General features: G+C 43.2%; 22 protein-coding genes. 7 read left to right on the top strand and 15 right to left on the bottom strand.

The annotated features are described in order from the left end of the window. Window positions 1-38 precede the first annotated feature (38 nt). The 7 genes from secA to ACO06Y_RS21465 form a co-directional block, all read right to left on the bottom strand. Window positions 39-3,401 (bottom strand): preprotein translocase subunit SecA, encoded by a 3,363-nt coding sequence (secA, locus tag ACO06Y_RS21495; protein WP_422081109.1) that lies wholly within the window; start codon window positions 3,399-3,401, stop codon window positions 39-41. A gap of 215 nt (window positions 3,402-3,616) precedes the next feature. Further along, on the bottom strand, window positions 3,617-3,841 hold the full coding sequence (locus ACO06Y_RS21490) for a DUF2795 domain-containing protein (RefSeq protein ID WP_013994285.1): 225 nt from the start codon (window positions 3,839-3,841) through the stop codon (window positions 3,617-3,619). Window positions 3,842-4,034: 193 nt separating this feature from the next. Then, window positions 4,035-4,610, bottom strand: coding sequence for a cob(I)yrinic acid a,c-diamide adenosyltransferase (locus tag ACO06Y_RS21485; RefSeq protein ID WP_422081108.1), 576 nt, complete (start codon window positions 4,608-4,610; stop codon window positions 4,035-4,037). Between the two features lie 221 nt (window positions 4,611-4,831). After that, the gene (locus tag ACO06Y_RS21480; RefSeq protein ID WP_422081107.1) at window positions 4,832-4,984 is read right to left on the bottom strand and encodes a hypothetical protein; all 153 of its coding nucleotides are present in this window, start codon (window positions 4,982-4,984) and stop codon (window positions 4,832-4,834) included. A gap of 31 nt (window positions 4,985-5,015) precedes the next feature. Continuing rightward, a complete protein-coding gene (locus tag ACO06Y_RS21475; protein WP_422081106.1) occupies window positions 5,016-5,522 on the bottom strand; it encodes a hypothetical protein in 507 nt (168 codons plus the stop codon). Between the two features lie 86 nt (window positions 5,523-5,608). Beyond that, the gene (locus ACO06Y_RS21470) at window positions 5,609-7,483 is read right to left on the bottom strand and encodes an ABC-F family ATP-binding cassette domain-containing protein (RefSeq protein WP_422081105.1); all 1,875 of its coding nucleotides are present in this window, start codon (window positions 7,481-7,483) and stop codon (window positions 5,609-5,611) included. A gap of 3 nt (window positions 7,484-7,486) precedes the next feature. After that, window positions 7,487-8,668, bottom strand: coding sequence for a DUF4105 domain-containing protein (locus ACO06Y_RS21465; protein ID WP_422081104.1), 1,182 nt, complete (start codon window positions 8,666-8,668; stop codon window positions 7,487-7,489). Between the two features lie 95 nt (window positions 8,669-8,763). Here ACO06Y_RS21465 and ACO06Y_RS21460 point away from each other — a divergent pair, with 95 nt between their 5' ends. Both ACO06Y_RS21460 and aac(6') read left to right on the top strand, forming a co-directional pair. Beyond that, window positions 8,764-9,507, top strand: coding sequence for a CDP-alcohol phosphatidyltransferase family protein (locus ACO06Y_RS21460; protein ID WP_422081103.1), 744 nt, complete (start codon window positions 8,764-8,766; stop codon window positions 9,505-9,507). A gap of 3 nt (window positions 9,508-9,510) precedes the next feature. Then, complete coding sequence (gene aac(6'), locus ACO06Y_RS21455; RefSeq protein WP_422081102.1) at window positions 9,511-9,969, top strand: aminoglycoside 6'-N-acetyltransferase; 459 nt, start codon at window positions 9,511-9,513, stop codon at window positions 9,967-9,969. 22 nt (window positions 9,970-9,991) lie between these two features. Here aac(6') and lptB read toward each other — a convergent pair whose 3' ends face one another. The 3 genes from lptB to ACO06Y_RS21440 form a co-directional block, all read right to left on the bottom strand. After that, window positions 9,992-10,732: an LPS export ABC transporter ATP-binding protein gene (gene lptB / locus ACO06Y_RS21450; protein ID WP_422081101.1), complete on the bottom strand. Its 741-nt coding sequence runs from the start codon at window positions 10,730-10,732 to the stop codon at window positions 9,992-9,994. Window positions 10,733-10,843: 111 nt separating this feature from the next. Then, window positions 10,844-11,704 carry a twin-arginine translocase subunit TatC gene (gene tatC / locus ACO06Y_RS21445; RefSeq protein WP_422081100.1) on the bottom strand — a complete coding sequence of 287 codons (861 nt, stop codon included), beginning with the start codon at window positions 11,702-11,704 and terminating at the stop codon, window positions 10,844-10,846. Further along, on the bottom strand, window positions 11,704-12,669 hold the full coding sequence (locus ACO06Y_RS21440; RefSeq protein ID WP_422081099.1) for a KpsF/GutQ family sugar-phosphate isomerase: 966 nt from the start codon (window positions 12,667-12,669) through the stop codon (window positions 11,704-11,706). Before ACO06Y_RS21440 ends, tatC begins: the two co-directional genes overlap by 1 nt. A 194-nt stretch (window positions 12,670-12,863) precedes the next feature. Between ACO06Y_RS21440 and recQ the strand changes: the two genes are divergently transcribed. Next, window positions 12,864-15,077 (top strand): DNA helicase RecQ, encoded by a 2,214-nt coding sequence (gene recQ / locus ACO06Y_RS21435; protein ID WP_422081098.1) that lies wholly within the window; start codon window positions 12,864-12,866, stop codon window positions 15,075-15,077. A gap of 16 nt (window positions 15,078-15,093) precedes the next feature. Here the strand turns inward: recQ and ACO06Y_RS21430 are convergent, their stop codons facing one another. The 5 genes from ACO06Y_RS21430 to ACO06Y_RS21410 form a co-directional block, all read right to left on the bottom strand. Then, window positions 15,094-16,146 (bottom strand): S66 peptidase family protein, encoded by a 1,053-nt coding sequence (locus tag ACO06Y_RS21430; protein ID WP_422081097.1) that lies wholly within the window; start codon window positions 16,144-16,146, stop codon window positions 15,094-15,096. Between the two features lie 222 nt (window positions 16,147-16,368). Further along, a complete protein-coding gene (locus tag ACO06Y_RS21425) occupies window positions 16,369-17,697 on the bottom strand; it encodes a carboxypeptidase-like regulatory domain-containing protein (protein ID WP_422081096.1) in 1,329 nt (442 codons plus the stop codon). Window positions 17,698-17,938: 241 nt separating this feature from the next. Continuing rightward, window positions 17,939-18,973, bottom strand: a complete 1,035-nt coding sequence (locus ACO06Y_RS21420) for an alpha/beta fold hydrolase (protein WP_422081095.1) — start codon at window positions 18,971-18,973, stop codon at window positions 17,939-17,941. A gap of 34 nt (window positions 18,974-19,007) precedes the next feature. Beyond that, on the bottom strand, window positions 19,008-19,754 hold the full coding sequence (gene rluF, locus ACO06Y_RS21415) for a 23S rRNA pseudouridine(2604) synthase RluF (RefSeq protein ID WP_422081094.1): 747 nt from the start codon (window positions 19,752-19,754) through the stop codon (window positions 19,008-19,010). A 115-nt stretch (window positions 19,755-19,869) separates the two neighbouring features. Continuing rightward, a complete protein-coding gene (locus ACO06Y_RS21410) occupies window positions 19,870-20,382 on the bottom strand; it encodes a YfcE family phosphodiesterase (RefSeq protein WP_422081093.1) in 513 nt (170 codons plus the stop codon). A gap of 128 nt (window positions 20,383-20,510) precedes the next feature. Here ACO06Y_RS21410 and ACO06Y_RS21405 point away from each other — a divergent pair, with 128 nt between their 5' ends. The 4 genes from ACO06Y_RS21405 to ACO06Y_RS21390 all read left to right on the top strand — a co-directional run bounded on the left by ACO06Y_RS21405 (window position 20,511) and on the right by ACO06Y_RS21390 (window position 25,112). Continuing rightward, on the top strand, window positions 20,511-21,443 hold the full coding sequence (locus ACO06Y_RS21405; protein ID WP_422081092.1) for a sugar phosphate isomerase/epimerase family protein: 933 nt from the start codon (window positions 20,511-20,513) through the stop codon (window positions 21,441-21,443). A 135-nt stretch (window positions 21,444-21,578) separates the two neighbouring features. Then, on the top strand, window positions 21,579-22,775 hold the full coding sequence (locus ACO06Y_RS21400) for a Gfo/Idh/MocA family protein (protein ID WP_422081091.1): 1,197 nt from the start codon (window positions 21,579-21,581) through the stop codon (window positions 22,773-22,775). A gap of 54 nt (window positions 22,776-22,829) precedes the next feature. Then, on the top strand, window positions 22,830-24,527 hold the full coding sequence (locus tag ACO06Y_RS21395) for a GMC oxidoreductase (RefSeq protein ID WP_422081090.1): 1,698 nt from the start codon (window positions 22,830-22,832) through the stop codon (window positions 24,525-24,527). 9 nt (window positions 24,528-24,536) lie between these two features. After that, a complete protein-coding gene (locus tag ACO06Y_RS21390; protein ID WP_422081089.1) occupies window positions 24,537-25,112 on the top strand; it encodes a gluconate 2-dehydrogenase subunit 3 family protein in 576 nt (191 codons plus the stop codon).

Here is a 25,112-nt window from a genome sequence, read left to right as displayed (position 1 = left end):
GCCTATTGGCCGCCGTACAAATATAAAGGCAAAACTTTTTAGTCTTCGGTAAGCACCCATTCGCCTTTGTTGATCAAAGGCTCGGCCTGTTTATATTTAACGGTCTTGCTTTCTCCGGACATGATGTTCTTGATGGTAACCCTTTCGTTCCTGCCAATTTTAGGGCGTTCACGAACAATTGTCTCCGTAACCTGGGGCCTTTGTCCTTGGGTCTGACCGGCCGCCCTGTTTCTGGCCGCTAACTCATCACTATTGGGAATTTCTTCCTTACTGGTCTGAAGATTTTCCTTGGGCCTACGAACGTTTCTGGCCTCCTGTATTTCATTGGGGTTGGCCGTGGGCAACTCCCCCTTGAACAGGAACGAGACCACTTCCCGGTTTACCTTGTCGATTATACTTTTGAAAAGTTCAAAAGCCTCGAACTTATAGATCAGCAAAGGGTCTTTCTGCTCATGGACCGCCAATTGTACGGACTGTTTCAATTCGTCCATCTTGCGAAGATGGGTCTTCCAGGAATCGTCTATTATGGCCAGGGTGATGTTCTTTTCAAAATCGGTGACCAATTGCTTGCCGTCACTTTCATAGGCATCCTTAAGATTGGTCACCACATTTAAGCTCTTTACACCATCCGTAAACGGTACAACGATGCGCTCAAATTTATTGGCATTGTCCTCATATACCTGTTTGATTACCGGAAAAGCAGCCGCCGCATTGCGCTCCATTTTATTTTGATAGTACTCATAGGCCGCTGAGTATACCTTGTTTGCGATTTCTTGAACACCCAATTTTGTAAACTCCTCCTCGGAAATCGGAGAAGTGATAGAGAAATATTTAATGAGTTCGAACTCAAAATTTTTGTAGTCATTGGCCGCCCTGTTAGTGTCGGCTATAACCTCGCAGGTATCATAGACCATATTGGCGATGTCTACCTTTAGGCGTTCACCCTGTAGGGCATGCCGTCTTCTTTTATAGACTACTTCCCGCTGCGCGTTCATAACGTCGTCATATTCCAACAAACGTTTCCGAACGCCAAAGTTGTTCTCCTCTACTTTTTTCTGGGCCCTTTCTATGGATTTGGTCATCATGGAATGCTGAATGACCTCGCCTTCTTCCAATCCCATCCTATCCATCATTTTGGCCACACGTTCCGAACCAAAAAGCCGCATTAAATTATCTTCCAAAGAGACATAGAACTGTGAACTTCCGGGATCTCCTTGACGCCCGGAACGCCCCCTTAGCTGTCTATCGACCCGTCGGGAATCATGGCGTTCCGTGCCCACAATGGCCAATCCACCGGCTTGTTTAACGGCATCCGTTAGTTTAATGTCCGTTCCCCGACCCGCCATATTGGTGGCAATAGTTACCACTCCGGGTTTACCGGCCTCGGCCACAACATCGGCCTCCTTTTTATGCAATTTGGCATTCAGCACATTGTGTTCTACCTTTCTAATGGTCAACATCCGGGAGAGCAGTTCCGAAATCTCTACCGAGGTGGTACCGATCAAGATCGGTCTGCCCTGCTGGGAGAGTTTGGTCACCTCGTCAATAATGGCATTGTACTTTTCCCTTTTGGTCTTGTAAATAAGGTCGTTTCTATCGTCACGGGCAATGGGTCGGTTCGTGGGGATTTCCACAACATCCAATTTATAGATTTCCCAGAACTCGCCGGCCTCGGTAACGGCGGTTCCCGTCATACCGGCTAATTTGCGGTACATCCTAAAATAGTTTTGTAGGGTTACCGTGGCAAAGGTCTGGGTAAGGGCCTCTATCTTTACATTTTCCTTGGCCTCGATAGCTTGATGCAATCCGTCCGAGTACCGGCGCCCGTCCATAATTCGGCCAGTCTGCTCGTCTACAATGAGTACCTTGTTTTCAATGACCACGTACTCCACGTCCTTTTCAAAGAGTGTATAGGCCTTTAACAATTGGGTCAAGGTGTGGATACGCTCACTTTTTACGGTAAAATCCTTGAATAGGTCTTCCTTTAGCTCGGCCTCTTTTTCGATTTCCAAATTTTGGCTTTCGATCTTGGCGATTTCACTACCGATATCCGGCATCACAAAAAAGTCCCGATTCTGCTCCCCGGAAAGATAATCTATCCCCTTGTCCGTAAGTTCTATTTGGTTGTTCTTTTCCTCAATGACAAAGAGCAGATCTTCATCTACTTTGGGCATCTCCCTGTTGTTGTCCTGCATATAGAAATTCTCCGTCTTTTGCAGCAACTGTTTTATACCCTCCTCACTAAGAAACTTGATCAGGGCCTTGTTCTTAGGCAAGCCCCGGTGTACACGTAACAGTAGAAAACCACCCTCCTTGGTGTCGCCCTCTGCAATCAGTTTTTTGGCCTCCGCCAGAACCCCGGTCAAATGTTGACGTTGTTTTTGGACAATTTCAGAAATCTTGGGCTTTAATTCATTGAACTCGTGTCGGTCGCCTTCGGGAACGGGACCCGAAATGATCAACGGGGTACGGGCATCATCGATCAATACGGAATCTACTTCGTCCACAATGGCGTAGTGATGGGGACGTTGCACCAAATCCTTTGGGGTATGGGCCATATTATCCCTTAAGTAATCAAAACCAAATTCATTATTGGTGCCGTAGGTGATATCGGCATTGTAGGCGGCCCTCCTTCCGTCCGAGTTGGGACGGTGGTGGTCTATACAATCTACGGAAAGCCCGTGGAATTCAAAGAGGGGTCCCATCCATGCACTATCCCGTTTGGCCAGATAATCGTTTACCGTCACCAAATGTGCCCCTTTTCCGGCCAGGGCATTAAGATACAAGGGCAATGTGGCCACCAAGGTCTTTCCTTCCCCAGTCTGCATTTCCGCTATTTTTCCTTGATGTAGGGCAATGCCCCCAATGAGTTGTACATCATAGTGCACCATATCCCAAGTGACCTCTTTACCGGCGGCGTCCCAGGAATTTTTCCATACGGCATCGTCACCATCCAAGGACACGTAGTCCTTTTTTCCTGAAAGTTCACGGTCAAATTCCGTAGCTTTTACGGCAAGGGTCTCATTTTTGACGAATCTCTTGGCCGTTTCCTTTACTACGGCAAAGGCTTCGGGAAGGATATCATTCAAGGTATTTTCGGATAGTTTGTAGACCTCTTCCCTGAGTTTGTCTATTTCCGAATAAATTTCCTCGTTTTTATCTATGTCGTCGGAGGCTTGTACCTCCTCTTCCAATTGTGCTATTTTATCGCTGGCCTCCTTGCTATCCTCTTGAATCCTTTTTTTGAATTCCACGGTCTTGTTCCGTAACTCATCATGGCTCAACCCTTCCAATTGCGATTCAAAGGATTTTATTTTTACGACCAAGGGCTGTAGTTCCTTTACGTCCTTTTTGGATTTATCGCCCACAAAGGCTTTTAGAACCGAATTTAACAAACTCATACTGGTATGATATTATTATCAAAAATCATGGTAAAATCAAAAAGTACAAGTGACCATGATTTGCATTAAACGTGTCTTTACTTTTGGGACACCTACTTTGTGAACAAAAGGCATTCCAGTTTTTAAAATCGCCTAAAATGCAGGGATTTGCTGCCAAAATTACATAAAAAAAAAGCCTCGATAGAGACTTTTTTGTTGCAATTGCGTTAATGTTATCAATATTCGTCCTCGTTCCAGAGGTAATCTTCCTCGGTAGGATAATCAGGCCATATCTCTTCAATGGATTCATATATTTCCCCACCTTCCTCTTCCATAGATTGAAGGTTTTCCACAACCTCCAAAGGAGCACCAGTACGGATGGAGTAATCTATTAACTCATCCTTGGTAGCTGGCCATGGCGCATCACTTAAATAGGATGCTAATTCTAATGTCCAATACATGGTAATAGTTTGATTTTAATTTTTTGCAAAAATAAATTTTAAAACGACATTGTCAAGCTATTTCACAAGTATTTCAGCCGTTTTGCCTATTTATTTTTGTTTTAATAGTTTGATAACGAAGAAATAATGAAATTATTAGAGAAAGACAAATTTAACCGATGAAAATTTAACTTTTGGGCCCATCGACCGTCTTTCACTTTCCTCTTTCGGGAATCCATTTAACCTCTTCTGCCTGTGAATCTTTTGACAACTTTCGTGCCAATACAAAGAGATAGTCGGAAAGTCTATTTAGATATGACAAAACATGCTCATCAAACGGTTCTTCCTCATGCAATTGAACGGCCAAACGCTCTCCCCGCCTGCAGATAGTTCTGGCAATATGGCAGTATGACACGGTTGTATGGCCTCCTGGTAGAATAAAATGTGTCATTGGCGGAAGCGTTTCATCCATTTTATCCATCTCATTTTCCAATAGTGAGATATCGGCACTTCCTACCCTCGGAATATTCAGTCTTTCCTGCCCATTTTTTAACTGGGCCTTTTCCGGATCCGTGGCCAAAATAGCGCCGATCGTAAATAATCTATCCTGGATCTTGGCCAATATCCCCTTGGTGTGTTCATCTATCTTCTGGTCCCGGATCAGGCCTATCCAGGAATTGAGCTCGTCCACGGTACCATAGCTATCAATTCGCATATGGTGTTTGGCGACCCGCGTTCCCCCAAATAGTGCCGTGGTACCATCGTCGCCCGTCTTGGTGTATATTTTCATTTTTACAAGTACAAATTCAAATTCAAAAATCAACTACAAACCCAAATAACAAGTGTCAAGTTTGTAGTTTGGGTTATTGGGTTATTTGTTGGCTGTTAAAAGTTAATCATGGCTTCATTGAACTTTGAACATGGAACCTTGAACTGCATATTGTTCGTACCTCGTATTTCGTACCATGTATTTCGTATTTCCTGAAACCACAAACCAAAAACTGAAATCGCCTACTCCTTTTCCCCGTCTTTCTTCCTATGCCGCCCATAGCCATCCATGAATTTTTTGTCCCTTCGGCGTCTGGACTGTCTCTTGTTGTAAATCGTAATGAAAAGATAGACCACAAAGAGTATCCCAAGTACGGTATAAATTGAATAATCCATAATACTTTCCTTAATATTTAAAAATACGGGATCATATCCGAATTTTAAAATGTTCCTCTGCCTGTTCTTTTCTAAAGAATACGGCGCCACAATAAAAGAAATCTAGGGTTACGGTAACGTGTGCCCATTTTTTGATGTTTTCCCAGTATGCCTCCGTTTTTTTGTTTTTATGGATGCCGTTAATCAATAGCATGCTATCATTATGTACCATATTTCCAGATGGACCGTATTTTTGATGGGACGCTTCTTCCGGATGCTCCAAATAGATGATATCGTACGGCTTTCCTTCGAATTTTGTTTTGGGCGAAATTTCTCGGATCACATCTTTTAATACAGGGTTCCCGTCGGAAAGTAGAATTACCCTGGCATCAAAATAGATAATGCTTTTTAACAGCACATCACGGACCTTGTTGCCTCTGTATTTGGGTTTGGTATATAGAGATCGGGTAATGAAATTATAGACAAACGGGGAATGTACTCCATGTTGATTGTTGGAAACAAGCAGGAATTTTAGGTATTTGAAAAGGCTTAATAACAACGGTATTGTTCAATTGGGCCACTATCTCCAAAGACAAGGCCAGTTTTCAAATGTAATGGATCTATTTGGGCAGACTTAGATTCTACCTACTCAAGCATTGCAGATAATTCAAACCAGCGTTCGGTTTTTTGGTCTATGGCATCCGTAACTTTCTGTAACTCTATGGACAGTTCGTCTATTTCCTCCCCACTAAGCGAGGCATCCATAAATCTTTGCTCTATTTCAATTTTTTGATGTTCCAATTTTTGGATGTCCTTTTCCAACTTTTTGTACTCCTTTTGTTCCAAATAGGAGATTTTGGATCTATTGTCTTCTGTTTTCCACGATTTTTTAGGCCGTGTTTCGGAAGCGTCCCCCTTTTCCTGCCTTGCTTCACTAATTTTACTGTCCTCATAGGCCCTATAATCGGAATAATTCCCGGGAAAGTCCTCGATCATGGCATTGCCCTTGAAGACAAAGAGGTGGTCCACAATCTTATCCATAAAATAGCGATCGTGGGATACCACGACCAAACATCCGGGAAAATCAAGCAAAAAATTCTCCAAAACATTGAGCGTTACAATATCCAGGTCGTTGGTGGGTTCGTCCAAAATCAAAAAATTCGGATTTTGGATGAGCACTGTACAGAGGTAAAGTCGTTTTCGTTCCCCTCCACTTAGTTTTTTGACAAAATCGTACTGCTTTTTACGGTCAAAAAGGAAGCGCTCCAATAGCTGTTGGGCCGAGATTTGGCGACCTTTTTTCAAAGGAATGTAGTCGCCAAACTCCCGAATGACATCAATAACCTTCTGACCTTCCTTAATAGTAATTCCTGCTTGTGTATAATAACCGAATTTAATGGTATCCCCAACCACTATTTTGCCACTGTCAGGTCGATCGATACCAGTAATAACATTCAAAAATGTGGATTTTCCGGTACCGTTTTTCCCAATAATCCCAACACGTTCACCTCTCGTGAAGGTATAGTCGAACTTTTCCAAAATCAGTTTTTCTGGAAAGGATTTGGAAACCTTATGAAGTTCCAGGATCTTGCTGCCCATCCGCTCCATATTCAATTCCAGTTGTATTTCATGTTCCTTCCTCCGCTGGTGGGCCTTTTCCTTTATGGTATGGAAATCATCGATACGGGATTTGGATTTTGTGGTGCGCGCCTTGGGCTGCCTTCGCATCCAATCCAGTTCTTTTTTGTACAGACGTTGGGACTTATGTCGTTCCACCGATTCCTGTTCCAAACGGGCTTCCTTTTTTTGCAAATAATAGGAATAGTTGCCCTTGTAGGCATATAGCCTTCCGTTGTCCAGTTCCAAAATTTCATTACATACCCGTTCCAGAAAATAACGATCATGGGTAACCATAAAAAGGGTCATATTTTCCTTTATAAAGTATTGTTCCAACCATTCTATCATTTCCAGATCCAAGTGATTGGTCGGTTCATCCAAGATGAGTAGGTCCGGTTTGTTGATCAATGCATTGGCCAATGCCAAACGTTTTTTCTGCCCTCCGGATAGGAGTCCCACTTTGGTATCCAAATTTTCCAGTTTCAACTTAAAAAGAATCTGTTTGTATTGGGTCTCAAAATCCCAGGCATCATGGCGTTCCATAGCTTCAAATGCCTTTTGATAGGCGTCTTGATCATCGGGTTGCAGCAGTGCCCTTTCATAATTCGCAATTATCTGGAGCACTTCGTTATCGGATGCAAGGATGGTCTGCTCTATGGTGAGTTGGGGATTTAGATTCGGTTCCTGTTCCAGATACGAGATACGGAGCCCTTTTCGGTAATTTACCTGCCCGGTATCAGGAGCGTCCTGTCCGGAAAGAATATTTAGGATCGAAGTCTTTCCAGTACCATTTTTGGCGATCAAGGCTATTTTTTGATCTTTGTTGATGCCAAAGGATATATCCTGGAAAAGTACGAGTTCCCCATACGCCTTGGCTATATTTTCTACAGTGGTCAGATTCATTCTTTACAATGTCCTGGAATTTCGAAGTTGTAGTAGTACGTAGAAATAACGAACTCCCAAGGCCAACAGGATAGGTAAAAGCAAGGGTGAGAATACCTGAATCTTAAAAAGTCCAAAAACAATCATCAAAACCAAAAACCCCATGAGTACTTTGAGATACCCGGCTAGCCATTTCGGGGCTACCTTTTTTCGAATCAGGAAAAAAGATAGGACCAAGTTTAAAGGAAAGGCCCATAGTATATTAAAGTTGCCGACCGTGGCGGTATGATCTGTTAAAAACCAAAGGTAAAAAATAAGACACCCGGCCAATCCGGTGATAACAAAAAGTGCGAAATCGAGCCAACGGCTTCTTTTGTTCTTCTTAAAATCGATGAAGGTGGTTATCCAAACTATGGCTAATACGATCAAAAGCCAAAACAAGGGTGTCAAGAAAAAATTGTTGTTCTCCTTGACGGGGAGCGTCTGCAAAAGTGTTTTGGTAGCATAGGCAATAGGTTTTCCCCCCAATTGGGAACCCTCCAATTGTTGCATTACATAAATAGGCAAAAACATATGCTCCTTAGGTGAAGCTATTTTATCAATAACGGATCCCAAGGCCAGATCAATTCCGAAAGCCGACCAAGAATTCGTCTCCAGATGCTGATGGATCAATTCCCGAAACGTATATAGATTTTTTAAATACCCTTCCTTTAATTGTAATTGTTCGCCATATACTTCTCTAAGAACATCCCAAATCTTTGATGCGCAATTGTCATAGAAAAAATCATATTTGTACATTCTGTTTTCTGGCCGGTTGTTTACTTCCAAAAACCGGAACAGTTCTTGGCGCTGCGGTAGGGTGAGATCTAGGATCTGTTCCTTTACCCATCGGTTTTCGTACTTGTAGACGTTCAGAAAACGATCCATCTTCTGTCTACTTAACGCATACAGCAATTTGCCCTGTGCAAATTCAAAATAGAATGTTGGCGGATTAAAATCAAAGGTTCCATAATTGTACACCACGTCTATTCCAAGGGATGGGTCATTTACCCTAAAGGCGCTATGGCCAAAGGTGGTATACAGATCGCTTCCGGAACCACAGGTAAGAACGCTTATTCTGGATAGTGGTGAAAGCTGTACCTCTTGGGAAATAGCCCCAAAGGACAAACTAAAGGATAACGCTAACAAAAGTGCTTTCAATCGCATAGTTTGCAAATGATGGTAGTTGAGCAAATATCCGAATAAATAAGGACTAATCCGATTGCCCAAAAATTGTCTTATTTTTACGGAAACCGACTCTGATGAAACGGCATATTCCCAATTTGATTACCCTATTGAACGTTCTTTGTGGTTGTATAGCAACTGTATTTGCCGTGGCCAATATATTGGAAATGGCGGCCCTTTTTGTTTGCTTGGGTATTTTCCTTGATTTTTTGGATGGATTGGCCGCTCGACTTCTACGGGTAAAAAGTGAATTGGGCGTTCAGTTGGATTCCTTGGCGGACATGATTACAAGTGGTTTGGTGCCGGGTATCGTTATGTTTCAATTACTGAATATGTCCGAGCTGGGTGGATGGAATATGGCCTCCAATATTTCTTGGGCCAGCGATTCCGACTTTTCTTTCCTGCCTTTTTCCGGATTTTTGATTACTTTGGCCTCTGCCTATCGTTTGGCCAAGTTCAATATTGATGAAAATCAGGTAAACTCCTTTATTGGGTTGCCAACGCCTGCCAATGCCCTGTTGATCATCTCGCTTCCGTTGATTCTTTTGTACCAGAATAATGATGTGCTTAACGGAATTATCCTAAATCAGTGGTTTTTGATCAGCTTGACCCTTTTAAGTGGATATTTGCTAAATTCAAGAATTGAACTTTTCGCCCTTAAATTTGAAAATTGGGGCTTCAAGGATAATGCCTTGCGCTACATTTTTATTATTATAAGTTTGGTTGTATTGATTACCATGCGGTTTTTGGGCATACCCCTGATAATTGTATTTTATGTCTTGGGCTCTTGGGTACAGAATCTGACCGTTAAAAACAGGTAGAAATTGGATAGCATTGAATATATAAAGTTTAATAAGGCACATTTTAGCGAATGGCGTAAAATGTCCATGGAGTTGTTTCCGGGATACGCAATGGATCATTTGGAAAGGGACTTGCACCAGGTCATCGAATCCGATAATCAAGAGACTTTCTTCGCCAAAGGTAGGGAAGGGATCATCGGTTTTATCAATGTATCCATACGTCACGATTATGTGGAAGGCTCCAATTCCTCACCAGTAGGTTACATTGAAGCCATTTTTATAAAGCCCGATTACAGGAAACATGGTGTTGCCCGAAAACTGGTGGATTTAGGGGAGCAATGGGCCCTGCAAAAAGGATGCACACAAATGGGTTCGGACACATGGGCTTCCAATCAACACTCCCGTAAATTTCATTTGGGATTGGGTTTTAAGGAAGAAGAAACCTTGGTGCACTATATAAAAGATCTAAAAAAAGACTCGTAATAGTCTTTTGTAGGTATCAGTTTTAAAAATCCAATTTTTTCTTTCGAAGTTCGAAATTTTGACCCAAGTAGACTTTTCGAACCATTTCGTCCGCGGCCAAATCTTCAGGAACTCCCGATTTTAGAATGCCACCCTCGAACATAAGATACGAACGTTCCGTAATGGCCAAGGTCTCCTGTACATTGTGGTCCGTAATAAGTATACCAATGTTTTTATTTTTCAACTGGGCCACGATGCGCTGTATGTCCTCAACGGCAACAGGATCAACACCGGCAAAAGGTTCGTCCAAAAGGATAAATTTTGGATCCGTGGCGAGTGCCCTGGCTATTTCGGTACGTCTACGTTCCCCTCCTGAAAGTAAATCCCCCCGGTTTTTTCGGATATGCCCAAGACCAAATTCCTCGATTAGGGATTCCATCTTCATGAGCTGCTCCTTTTTGCTCAACTTGGTAAGCTGTAATACACTTAGGATATTTTTTTCAATACTTAATTTTCGAAATACCGAAGCTTCCTGTGCCAAGTAGCCAATACCGTTCTGGGCCCTTTTGTACATGGGGAAGTTGGTAATTTCCATATCATTCAGGAATATTCTTCCATCATTAGGTTTGATGAGGCCCACGATCATGTAAAAGCACGTGGTCTTTCCTGCCCCATTGGGCCCTAGCAGACCAACAATTTCACCTTGGTTTACTTCCAGTGAAATCCCCTTCACTACTCTTCGGCCCCGGTAGGCCTTCATGATGTTTTCCGCTCTTAGCTTCATTTCCTCGGTTTCATCTTTCTGGTTTCTTGTTTCAAGTTCGGGACACCTTTATAGTTCATTTAGCATAAACGAAAACAAAAGAAACAAGAAACTTTTGAAACGTTTTAGTATTTAGGTCTTTTTTAACCCTGTGGGCGAGGCTTTTTGTTTTGCTTCCCTTTTTGCCTCACGTTTTAGGACCACCTTGGAAATATAGATGCTAACCTGGTACAAGATCAATACGGGTACGGCCACAATGATTTGGCTGGTCACGTCCGGGGGGGTAATTACTGCGGAAAGGATCAAGACGATTACCAAGGCGATTTTTCGGTACTTCTTCATGATTTCGGGGGTTACCAGGCCTACTTTGGTCAAAAAGTAAATGATTATAGGCAGTTCAAAAAGAATACCACAAGCAATGACAGAAGCCCTGACGTTGGCAATAAAAGAGCTAATATCAATTTCATTGGACACTTCTTTGCTCACCTGATAGGTTCCCAAAAAATTGATGGATAGAGGGGCCACCACATAATATCCGAACAAGACCCCTAAAAAGAAAAGAAATGAAGCCGTAAATATAAATCCCTTGGAATGCTTGCGCTCATTAGGGTGGAGCCCAGGGCTTATAAACTTCCACATCTCATAAAGCACATAGGGGAAACCTACAATGAAACCGGCCCAAATGGAAGTCCAAATATGGGCGGAGAACTGTCCGGCCATGGTGCGGTTTTGTATGGTAAACGGGAGGGAGTCGGCACAAAAATCGGATTCAAGGCCAATGAATGTGGCTGCTTTACAGAATAGGCGATAGGTTGGGAAGTTCATCTTCTTAGGCCCAAAGATAATGGTGTCAAAAATGAAGTCCTTCATCAAGAAAGCGACACAGCCAATAAGGACAATGGCAAAAGTGGAACGTATCAAATGCCAGCGCAACTCCTCCAAATGGTCCAAAAAGGACATTTCATTAGGGTTTTTATTTGTCTTTTTTGCCATTAGAGTATTCCTTCATTGATTAGATTGTGCAAATGCACTACCCCCACATATTTTTTTCCCTCCACGGCCAATACTTGTGAAATTCCATTGTTCTGCATTAGTTCCAATGCCTTGATGGCCAGGACATCGGTTTCAATGGTCTTTGGATTCGACGTCATGATGTCCTTTGCCGTAAGTCCATTGATGTTGTCGTATTTATTCAACATTCTTCGAACATCCCCGTCCGTGACGATTCCTACAATTTCATCGTCCTTTATAACGGCACTTGCGCCGAGCATTTTTTCGGAAATCTCCACAATGACCTTTTTTACATCGGTACCCATCTCAACTTGTGGGCGTTGATTGTTTTGGGCAATATCCGCAACCCGTAAATAAAGGCGTTTCCCTAGGGATCCTCCGGGATGGTACTTGGCAAAATCCGTACTGCTAAAACCCTTGAGTTCCAATAGGCATATGGCCAGGGCGTCTCCCATGACCAATTGGGCCGTAGTACTCGTGGTGGGGGCCAGATTGTTTGGGCAGGCTTCCTTCGCCACAAAAGTATTTAGGACAAAATCGGACTGCTTCGCTAAAAATGAATCCAGATTACCGGTCATTCCGATCAATTTATTTTTGCCGCGCTTTATGAGGGGAACCAGCATTTTAATTTCAGGGGTGCTACCACTTTTAGAAATACAGATGACCACATCGTTTTCCTGTATGGTACCCAAATCGCCATGAATGGCATCACCGGCATGCATAAAAACTGCCGGAGTACCCGTGGAATTTAAAGTTGCCGAAATTTTGGAGGCGATTATGGCGCTCTTTCCGATACCGGAAACGATTACCCTACCCTTGGATTTTATGATGCATTCGACCGCACTTGGGAAATCGTCGTTCAATAAAGAGGCCAGATGTCCAATGGACTTACTTTCCGTATCAAAAGTTTTTTTTGCCAAGGCAAGTATGGCTTCGTTTTTGCTCAATCTAAAATGTATAAATTGTAGATAGTATTCCTAAAAGAGTGCTATATTTAAGTTTACAAAACTACGCAAACTTAATTTTATGGAATACTTTATGTTTTAATAAAGTTAAATTGAACAAAAAGCGTTTTAAATTTCAAAAATACGTATCTTATGTAATTGAAATTTTGACTACGCGTTAATTCAACAGATGTAAAATGCAAAAAAACGGTATGGTTTCGAATGGACTGGACCTTCATGCCTCTTTAAAAAAATACTTCGGTTTTTCGCAATTCAAAGGACTTCAGGAAGGGGTCATCAAAAATATAATCCAAGGAAATAACACTTTTGTAATCATGCCTACCGGTGGTGGTAAATCATTATGCTACCAACTCCCCGCATTGATGCAAGAAGGGACGGCCATAGTGGTTTCACCGCTCATTGCCTTGATGAAAAACCAGGTAGATGCGCTCCGGGGCGTTTCTTCGAATAACGGGGTGGCCCATGTACTCAATTCCTCCTTGACCAAAAATGAGGTCAAACAGGTAAAGCAGGATATTACCGAAGGTATAACAAAATTACTGTACGTGGCCCCGGAATCCTTGACCAAGGATGAATACGTAGACTTTTTACAATCGGTAAAGATTTCCTTTGTTGCCGTGGACGAGGCACATTGTATCTCCGAATGGGGGCATGATTTTAGACCGGAATATCGAAACCTGAAGACTATCGTAAATCGTTTGGGCGATGCCATACCGCTGATAGGACTTACTGCTACGGCTACCCCAAAGGTACAGGAGGATATCATAAAAAATCTGGGCATTATGGATGCCAAGGTCTTTAAGGCCTCCTTCAATAGGCCCAACCTTTTTTATGAAGTACGGCCCAAGACAGAGAATGTAGATGCGGACATTATCCGATTTGTAAAGCAAAATACGGGGAAATCGGGAATCATTTATTGCCTAAGCAGAAAACGCGTGGAAGAGCTGGCACAGGTATTACAAGTGAATGGTATCAGCGCGGTTCCCTATCATGCGGGATTTGATGCAAAAACACGTTCCAAGTACCAGGACATGTTCCTGATGGAAGAGGTGGATGTAGTAGTGGCGACTATCGCCTTTGGAATGGGCATAGACAAACCGGACGTACGTTTTGTTATACATCATGACATTCCCAAAAGTATTGAGAGTTATTATCAGGAGACGGGCCGTGCAGGTAGGGACGGTGGTGAAGGTCATTGCCTTGCTTTTTATTCGTACAAGGATATCGAGAAACTTGAAAAATTCATGTCCGGAAAACCTGTGGCGGAACAAGAGATAGGGAACGCCCTTTTGCAGGAAGTGGTCGCCTATGCAGAGACCTCCATGTCCCGAAGAAAGTTTATGCTGCACTATTTTGGGGAGGAGTTCGATGAAATAAACGGTGATGGGGCGGATATGGATGATAACACCAGAAACCCCAAGGAGAAACAGGAGGCCAAGGAAGATGTAATAAAACTCTTGAAGGTGGTCCATGGGACGAACGAAAAATTCAAATCCAAGGAAATCGTAAACACATTAAGGGGTAAGGTAAATGCGTTGATATCCTCTCATAAAACAGATGAGAAACCGGTCTTCGGCATTGGTTCGGACAAGGACAAAAATCATTGGATGGCACTGATACGTCAGGTCTTGGTAGCCGGACTCCTAAAAAAGGAGATAGAACAATACGGGATTTTGCACGTAACCCAAAAGGGTGAGGATTTCTTGAAGGCGCCCACATCGTTTATGATGACCAAGGACCACGAATATAGCAAGGCCTCCAACGATGCGATCGTAAGTGCGGCGAGTAAAGGTGGTGTATCCGATGAAAAACTACTGAAACAATTAAAGGCCTTAAGGAAGTCCCAGGCAGGTAAGTTGGGAGTTCCTCCTTTTGTTGTCTTTCAAGACCCCTCCTTGCAGGATATGGCCCTAAAATATCCCATTTCCATGGAAGAATTACTGAATATCCATGGCGTAGGGGAAGGCAAGGCCAAGAAATATGGGAAACCTTTTGTAGAAATGATAGCTACCTATGTAGAGGAGAATGATATCGTTCGTCCAGATGATTTGGTCGTGAAAAGCACGGGGGCCAATTCCGGTCTAAAGCTTTATATCATTCAAAATGTGGACCGCAAATTGCCCCTGAACGATATTGCATCGGCCAAAGGCCTTGAAATTCCGGATCTGATCAAAGAAATGGAACAGATCGTATTTAGTGGTACCAAATTGAACCTGGCATACTGGATCGATGAAATCTTGGACGAGGATCAGCAAGAGGAAATACATGACTACTTTTTAGAGGCCGAAACGGACAATATAGACGATGCCATGGAGGAGTTTGAGGGGGATTACGAGGATGATGAATTACGGTTATATCGTTTGAAGTTTATCAGTGAAGTGGCCAACTAACCCTTGGGGAAAAGCATTATTCCAAGGGGCTTTCCAGGAGCTGTATCGTCATATCCTCCGTATTCAATCGGGCCTTAACCCCAATGGGAAAGGTAAGGTTCTGGGGCACATGGCCAAAACTCATCCCATATACCGAAGGTATTTTTAAAGGCCCTATTCTATCCATAATCACCTCTTTTAAACTAAAGGAATCAGGATTGGTAGATGAATTGCAGCCTGCACTTGCACCAAAAAGTATACCCGCGGCCTTGGAAAATGACTTACCTGCCAGTAACTGTGTCAACATGCGGTCTATGCGATAGGGAGCTTCTTCAACATCCTCGATACAGACAAGGGCATTTGTAAAATCAATTTCATGGGGTGTTCCGATGAGTGCATTGATAAGCGTTAGGCTACCACCTAACAGTCTACCCTCTCCTACACCAGGAGTGATGACATAACGTTCGTATTCGGGATTCTCCTTTAATCGTCGATTTTTGATTTTGGCATTTTGGATAAGTAGTTGATCTTTAGGATGCATCACCACTCTTTGTAATTGTTCAATACTATAAGGGTCGTTGAGTGTACTCCCCACAGGACCATGAAAGGTAATAAGTCCGGTTTCCTTAAAGATACCGTTCAGAAGCGCCGTAATATCGCTAAAACCGATGAAGACCTTAGGATTTTTTTTAATGTTTTCATAGTCTAACATATGCATAATCCGTGTACAACCATATCCTCCTCTGGCACATAGAACACCGTCTACATCGGGATTGGCGAACATATGATTTACATCTTTGGCCCTTTCGGCATCGGTATTACTAAAATAGCCATGCTTTGACAAGATACGTTCCGTATAATAGGGAACAAGACCCATTGCCCTTAGCGTAGTTTTTGCCTCTTCCAGAACTTCTTCATTTATGGCATAGCCAGGTGCGATTAAGCCTACTACATCACCTTTACGTAATCGTGTGGGGAAAATACGTTCGTCCTCGAAAATAAAATTACTATTGCCGAACACCTTATTTGGGAGCATTATTGTAGCCGATATACCAAGAGCCGAGCCAATAAATTGTCTTCTTTTTTGCATGAGTTTGTATAAAAACAACCTCAAAGTAATAAATTTAAACAAGACCAAATACGCAAAAAAATACTTTTGAAGTCCCTAGGTTGCGCGTAGATACATGCAATATAGCCCCTACTACTTACGAAAATAGAACACTTTGATCATAAGTCAACTTTGAAAAATAGCAAAAGCCGTTGAAAAATGTATTCTCCAACGGCTTTTCATATGTATTGTTATCCGGTAGTTTTACGGAGCGGAGGCCCCACCTCTGGACTTGGCCCTTCTCAATTGCCGTTGTATCTTTTTGATAGCGGATTCAATGGATTTTTCAGGTTCTATAATATTATATTCCCCCCAGAAATCGGGATCTGAAAAACCGCTGGCAGCCTCGGCCAATATAATGGAGGACTTGATCCTTTCCTTCGATTTTGGAAATTCACTGGTCAAATTTTTCTCCCAATCGGTTATGGCCATTTCACACGTCATGCTATAAACCGAGTTGAACAGCCTTTTGTCCCAATCTACCTTGAACTCCAGTAGCACATTGCTATAACCATAGTACCACTTGCCATTTTTTTCCCGATAATCTACCCTGTAAGCCACCTCTCTGGGCCATACCCTGGCGTTTGAAGGTTTTTTCCGAACGAACATTCTAGCAGCCAAATTTTTGTCCGTTATATTCAGTGAGAATATGGCACTGGTAAGGATCTTGTTCTCTACATCAATATACAATTTTCCTTTATAAAGTGGTTCCAGGACACTTCTGTGCTGTTCAAAATTAACTACATAAATGAGCTTTTCGTTGACCCTAGTGGAGCGATCAAAACTGAATACATACTTATCTATGGATTCTTCGGTGAAGATGTATTCCGGATATTTCATAACGTCCACGAAAAGGGTATTGAAAGGCCCACCCTGAAGTTTTAGGGCTATTGTATCCAATTTGCTATAATCGGTACTTTTTCTGGACTTATATAACTGTACGGCGTCCCTACGTGGCGATGTATAAGGTGTTTTGTAGATGTTGACCACTGCTTCCGACAAGGAAACATTTTTCCTTCTCTTTTTTATGGTCTCCCTATAAAAAGCCGTCATTAAGGTAGGGTCGACAAAATAGTTATCGCCCTTTCTTTTTAAGGTTTGTCTAACCAACTCCCCGGCATCCTTTGGAATTTCAATATTGACTTCCGAGAGCTCCATAACGGAAACCTCCATTAGTATCTTGTTGTTATTGCTTCCAAATTGTGCCAGGGGCACTATCTTGTCCTTATACCCCAAGAAAGAGACCGTAACATTACCTTCCGTTATCTCTTTGGGCACTTTTAAGGCAAACTCACCCTCGGTGTTGGTAATGGTACTGATATTGGTTCCCTCAATGGTCAAGGTGGCAAACACCAAGGGTTTTTTATTTGACGCATCCATCACCTCTCCCTTGTACTGATTGAAGGAGATGTCCTGTTGTTGGTCATCCTGGAAAAAAGCGGATGCCTTATGTGTTCCGGTTACCCCAATGAGAAACATTACCAAAAATGCCGCCACTAGGGATTTGTTGGGTAATTGTATAAATTTTTGCATCGTGATTGATATTTGGTGCTCGACTAACAAATTTAACTCTAAGGTAGTGATTTTTAACGAAATACTTTGTTAAAAAGATGGTAATAAACCATACTTTATTTGTATATTTTGGACATTGGGCCCGGTATTCCTCAAATCCAATTTTTAGGTTAAAATTAAACTGGAAAACAGCCATCTACCGTCATCGAAAAGGTATTGTTCTTGACGCTATCGAAAACGCTAGGAATTCCTGATTATTGGCCTATTCCACTGCTGAAGTGCCCTTCAGTTCACCCAATATTTTTTCCAGATGATTTCGAATGAGTGAAAAATGGCCTTCGTTCTCCAGCGTATGGAGCTTGGAATTGACCAACTCCGAATTTAAGTAAATACCTCTATGGTAAGGGGACATCTTATCCGCGGTCCCATACCAAAGATGAATGGGAGCATCTATATCCTCGATTCGGAAGCCCCAATCGTTAACATATAGCTTCCACTCCTGAACCACACCCTCAATACCGTTTGTATAGGCCTCTACACTGCCGTCGATGAATTCCCATCCATATTCCGGTCTCCGGGTCATAATGGCCCTATCCGGTACCGGAAGATAATTCTGAAACTGTTTTAGACGGCTTTCCGGTTTTTTTAATAAGGTCTTAAAATCGTTATGGATTACCTTTTGTAGTCCGTTGTCATTTTTTTGGGAAGCCAGCCAATGGATGAATTTCACGGGAGGCCACATATCCTTTAAGCTACCTTTGTAATCATAAGGTGCAGCTCCACAGACTATGGCGCTTTTATATATCCTATTGGGGATTTCATGGACACAGGCCAATACATGGGGCGACCCGCCGGATAGGCCAAAAACTGAAAATTTTTCCAATTGTAACCCATCGGCGAGTTCGGTCACGTCCTTGGGCCAGTCCAAGAAGGTTCTGTTTTTCTTGAAGGAAGATAATCCAATACCCGGCCGATCAGGGGCAATGATCCGTATTCCCATGTTTTGGGCCGTGCTATCCATAAATGCAGAGGATAACCTGCTTTCCTGTCCACCATGAAAGTAAAATATTGGAAATCCCACCGGGTTCCCATATTCGGCATATCCCAATGTCCTACCGTCTCTTAGGATCAATTTATTGTTGATTTTCATTTCCGGCTTTATCGTTGTATTTCCCGGGCTCGGTTGAGCAGGAATGCTCAAGCCGGAAGTGGACACGGGCAATAGAAAGAAATACACATATCCAAAAATGGGAACTAGGACAAGAAAGGATAGTATTAGGATAAGTACAATTTCCAATTTACGCTTTATGTTTACCTAAAAGTTTTCCTTTTTATCTTTTATCCATGGGATTATGAGTCTTGGAAGAGGCCTTGACCAATCGGTGGATTTCATTAAGTTCAGTTTGGCTAAGATGCCGCCATTTCCCTTTGGGAACATCCAGATTCACATTCATAATACGGATACGCTTTAGACTTTTTACCCGGTATCCCAAGTATTCGCACATACGGCGTATTTGCCTATTTAAGCCTTGCGTCAGTACAATCTTGAACTCACGTTGACCAATTTGTTCCACTTTACATTTGCGGGTTATCGTGTCCAGTATAGGCACCCCATTGGCCATTTTATATACAAAATCGTAATCTATGGGCTTGTTTACGGTGACGAGATATTCCTTTTCATGGCGGTTTCGTGCCCTAAGGATCTTGTTGACAATATCCCCATCGTTGGTCAAGAAGATAAGGCCTTCGCTCATTTTGTCCAAGCGGCCAATAGGAAAAATACGTTTAGGGTAGTTGATATAATCTATGATATTGTCCTTCTCCACTCGGGTATCCGTGGTACAGACAATACCTATGGGCTTGTTAAAGGCCAAATACACCGCTTTTTCCTTTGGTTCGGAAATAAGTTCCCCATTCACACGTACGCTGTCGTTTTCTGAAACCTTGGAGCCCATCTCCGGGATTTTCCCATTAACGGTCACCCGGCCTTGCCCGATAAGCTTATCGGCCTCACGTCGGGAGCAGTAACCGACTTCACTCAGGAACTTGTTGATTCGAACGGGTTTTGGATCTTGCACCTGAAATTATTTGGAATTCGCAAAGATAGCGTTTTTGATCGGTCACTCTTAAATAGGTATGGGACGCTACCATAAACGTACAAAAGAGGGCGGTACGGCTCAAGGAAGTTTCCTTTTAAAGGTGATAAACCTCCGTTTTTAAGGTTTCCGAGTCCAAGATAAGAAAGGTGGCCGGAATGGTCTTCAAACTACCGCCATGGAATCCCATAAGTGTCCCGGGATTTATAAAAAGCGTATCGTTTAGGGTTTCATGGGCAACCAAGCTATGATTATGTCCGTAGCAGACTACATCGAATCCCCCGTGTTTTGCCAATAACCTCGCTTTGTCCGGATAATGGTTCATGGCGAAGGATTTCCCGCCCAAGTCTCCCCTAAAGTATTCCCCATGTATGTTTATATTCGGGTAGTCCTTTGATACGTTGATCAAGGCGGCAACATCACCGTCATTATTGCCCAAGACCATATGGACAGGTCGCGAATAGGCTTGTCCGAGCAGTTTAATGATAAATGGGGAGCATAGGTCTCCGCAGCATAATAAGGCTTCTGTAGCCTGTAGCTCAGGCTTGGCAAGGGCCTTCTTAAGGTTGTCTACGTGATCATGGATATCTGAAACAATAGTTATTTTCATGTTGCGGAGAATTAGGTTTGCTTTTACGAATTTAACAATATTAAACCATAAAAACTTGTACGTACAAGTTGCTTTGGTTATCTTTAGCCAGTTCCATAGTAACTCGGATAAACCTACCTTTTCCCAACATGAAAAAAAAGATAAATAGACGAAGTTTCGTTCAAAAGTCGAGCTTGGGTTCTGCAGGAATGCTACTATCACCGGGTATCCTACAATCGTCTTTCAAACACCATAAAGCCCAAAAGGAAATTCCCATATGCGCCCATCTCTGGATTTATGCCAGTAAATTTCCCCCAGACTGGGATTGCACCCCTGTTTTGGATACCGTATTTTCAGATTTGAGTTATGCGGGTATTGCAGGTGTGGAACTTATGGAAGGCCAATTGCGCCATGAAGATTCCGTAGAACGTCTAAAGGGGCTTGTAGAAAAATATAGGTTACCCGTTTCCGGATCTTCCTATGGGGTAGGTTTTAAGATGTGGGATAGTGCCCAACATAAAGCAATTATGAACGACATTAAAACTGTCGTCCCACGATTGGCGCGGGTAGGTGGGAAAACATTTGGTATTTCGGTGGGATCCAAGAAAGACGGTCTTAAGTCCGATGCCGAACTCGATGCGCAAGCGGTACTTTTAAAAGAAGTTAGGTCTGTTTGTCAAGACAACGGTATAGAGGCCAATTTGCACAATCACACCTATGAAGTGGAAAATGATATGCACGACTTAAAGGGAACCTTGGCGAGGATTCCCGATTTTAAGTTAGGCCCGGATCTCAATTGGCTGATTCGGGGAGGTGTGGATCCGGTAGACTTTATCAATACCTATGGACCACAAATTGTATACCTCCACATTCGGGATCAGTACAAAGATGGTACATGGTCGGAATATGTGGGTCAAGGCGATACGGATTTTGAACCGATTGCCGCTGCCCTTAAGAATCAAAATTTTGAAGGGAAAGCAGCAATAGAACTGGCATTTCCCAATGATTTCACACCTAAAAATGAGCTAAGGGAAGATTGGAAAATGAGCCGGGAATTTGTGGAAAAAACTTTTGGTTGGTAGAACAATCATAATAACCCAGCTCCCAAGCATAGTATCATCTTGGAACTGGATAATTACATTAAAATAGAATAAGACCGTAATGGCTATCTTTAAAAGATTCTTCAACAAGTATTGAACCAAAACAATGACACAATTATGAAAATCGCCATGCTGGGTTCGGGCTTTATCGCCCGCTTTTATGCGGAATCGCTACATGCACAAAGACGCAAGGATTATGTGATTATGGTCTATTCGAGAAACCAGGCCAATGCCGAACGTTTTGCCAAGGACTATGAACTGCCCTATTACAGTACCTCTATGGAAGAGGCCATCTCGCACCCGGATGTGGATGTAGTGTTGATTTCCTTGCCCAACCATTTACACGAGGCCGCAGTACTGGCCTGTGCCAAGGCCAAGAAACATGTTATTTGTACAAAGCCGCTTGGGCGCAATGCACAGGAAGCCAAACGTATGCTTGATGCAGTGGAAAAGGCAGGCATTTTTGGAGGCTATTTGGAAGACCTTTGCTATACCCCCAAATTCTTAAAATCGATGGAAAGCATAAATCGTGGGGATATTGGTCGCATACTTTGGACAAAATCCCGCGAAGCCCATCCAGGTCCCCATAGCGATTGGTTTTGGGACAAGGAAAAATCCGGCGGAGGGGCCATTATCGACCTAGGTTGCCACTGTGTGGAAATAAGTCGAAACTTTATCGGGAAGAACATAAAACCGATCGAGGTCATGTGCTGGGCAGACACCCAAGTACATCCCATAGATGCCGAGGATCATGCCATAGGACTGGTAAAATATGCGAACGGGGCCATTGGGCAGTTCGAGGTAAGTTGGACGTTCAGGGGCGGAATGGACTTACGGGACGAGGTCATGGGCACCGAAGGTACCATTTGGGTCAATAGCTTTTTGAGAACGGGATTTGAAATGTTCACTACGGGAAAAGGTGGTGATGGTTATGTGGCCGAAAAAGCGGAATCGAATGCAGGCTGGTTGTTTCCGGTCGGTGACGAGGCCCATGAATTGGGATACCCGCACATGTTTACGGATATGTTCACCGCCATAGAGGAAAATCGCGACTCCTTGGAAACCTTCTATGACGGCTACGTAGTCAACGCTATCTTGGATGCCGCTTTTAAGTCGGCCGATAGCAAAACATGGGAACCTGTAATTTTGGAGGATTGGCGTGGGGATGAACCGGAAGAGCATCAAAAAAATTGGGAATCTTACGATGATGACCACTATCTGATCAAGGAGGAAATTTTACCGAACGGGGATGTCACGGTCATTTTAAAGCACAAAAAAACAGGGAAAGTTTCCAGAAAAGTGACCCTGGCCTAGCTTTTCATTCTATAGTCTTGCATCTAACGTCTCATGTCTAACATCTAACAGAATATGTACATCAACGGAAAGGCAATTGCCAAAAATACCTATGACGCCATAGTTATTGGATCGGGAATAAGCGGTGGCTGGGCAGCAAAGGAACTCTGTGAAAAAGGATTGAAAACCCTGGTGTTGGAACGCGGCCGAATGGTAAGGCATATAAATGATTATCCTACGGCAAGCATGCATCCATGGGAGTTTAAACATCGAGGGGCCATTCCTCAAAAGATAAAGGATGAAAACCCTGTAGTGAGTCGTTGTTATGCCTTTAGCGAAGCTACGGAACATTTTTTTGTCAAGGATACCGAACATCCCTATGAACAGACGAAACCTTTCGACTGGATACGGGGATATCAGGTGGGCGGTAAATCCTTACTTTGGGCGCGATGGACCCAACGTTGGAGCGATCTCGATTTTGAGGCCAACGCCAAGGAAGGTATTGCAATCGATTGGCCCATACGGTACGAGGACATCGCTCCATGGTATAGCTATGTAGAAAGATTTGTGGGCATAAGTGGGAACAGGGATGGGCTTTCGGTCATTCCGGATGGTGAATTTCTACCGCCCATGGAAATGAACTGTCTTGAAAAACATGTGAAGGAACAATTGGCAAAACAGTATGACGACCGCCACCTTGTAATTTCAAGAACCGCTAATCTCACCACCAAGCATAACGGAAGAGGCCCCTGCCAGTATCGTAGCCTATGTAATCGGGGTTGTCCGTTTGGTGGCTACTTCAGCAGCAACTCCGCTACACTTCCAGCGGCGGAAAAAACGGGGAACTTGACCATCCGACCTTTTTCCGTGGCACGATCCATAATTTACGATGAAACTTCGGGGAAGGCCACCGGCGTGCGCATTGTAGATGCCAATACCAAGGAAAACATCGAATATTTTGCCAAGATTATCTTTGTAAACGGTTCTACCTTAAACTCTACCCTTTTGCTGATGAATTCCGTTTCATCACGTTTTCCGGATGGAATGGGCAACGATTCCGGCGAACTGGGCCACAATTTGATGGATCATAACTATAACTGTAAAGTACAGGGAGAATATGACGGTTTCAAGGATAAATATTATTCCGGAAGACGACCGACCGGAACCTATCTAGCTAGGTTTAGAAATTTTGGTAAGGACAAACAGAAAGATTTCAAACGGGGCTATGCCTATGCCGCAGGAGGTTCACGATCCGCGCAGAGCGAGCTGAGCAAAACGGTTATTGGCGAAACCCTAAAGACCGACTTGACTCGGTTGGGCCCCTGGAAATTTGGTTTTAACGGCATGGGCGAATGCCTCCCCTATCACGAAAACAGGATAACCTTAAGTAAGGACAAAACCGATGAATGGGGTATGCCTTTATTGAACATCGATGCGGAATACAAGGAGAACGAGACCGCTATGACCAGGGATATGGTCAATACGGCAATGGAAATGCTGGATTCGTTGAACTTTAAGAATATAGAGGATAAGAAACAGGTACGGAATATAGGCCTGAACATTCACGAAATGGGAACTGCCCGAATGGGCCGTGACCCGAAAACCTCTGTGCTCAATGGAAACAATCAAGTCTGGGGTGCCAAAAACGTTTTTGTAACGGATGGTGCCTGTATGACCTCAAGCGCCTGTCAAAATCCATCATTGACCTATATGGCCTTGACGGCCCGAGCTGTGGATTTTGCAGTGAGCGAATTAAAAAAAATGAACCTCTAAGCGATACTAATGCTACGCAAAACTTTTATCAATCGAATGGCCCTAGGGAGCGGGGGTACGCTTTTACTCCCGGCAGCAGGCCTATTGCAGGGTTGCGAGTACAGGCCAACTCTACGTACCGCCCTGACCGATGCCGATATTCCCTTGCTGGATGAATTGGGGAATACCATTATTCCGGATACGGCATCCTCCCCAGGAGCTAGGGCCGCTAAGATTGGAGAATATATGTTGCTCATGTATGAGGATTGTATGCCCCAGGAAGAACAAACTATCTTCCTGGACGGGATTAACGAATTGGATTCGAGAGCGGCAAAAACTTTCTCATGTTCTTTTGTTCAGGCCGATCCCTCCCAAAAATTGAAGCTATTGGAGGTGGTACAGGACGAGGCGTTGACGTATAATCTGAAAAGGGAAAATGAAGAAGAATCAAAGCCCCATTATTTTGACCTTTTAAAGGGTTTGACCATTTCCGGATACTTCTCTTCGGAAATTGGAATGACCCAAGCTAGAAATTACCTTCCGCTTCCTGGAAAATTTGAGGCCTGCATGCCTTACGATCGGGATGATAAACCCTGGGCAACCTAA

This window comes from Ulvibacterium sp. (genome assembly GCF_965228935.1).
Classification (GTDB): Bacteria; Bacteroidota; Bacteroidia; order Flavobacteriales; family Flavobacteriaceae; genus Ulvibacterium.
This window is presented reverse-complemented; position numbering and strand designations above follow the sequence as displayed.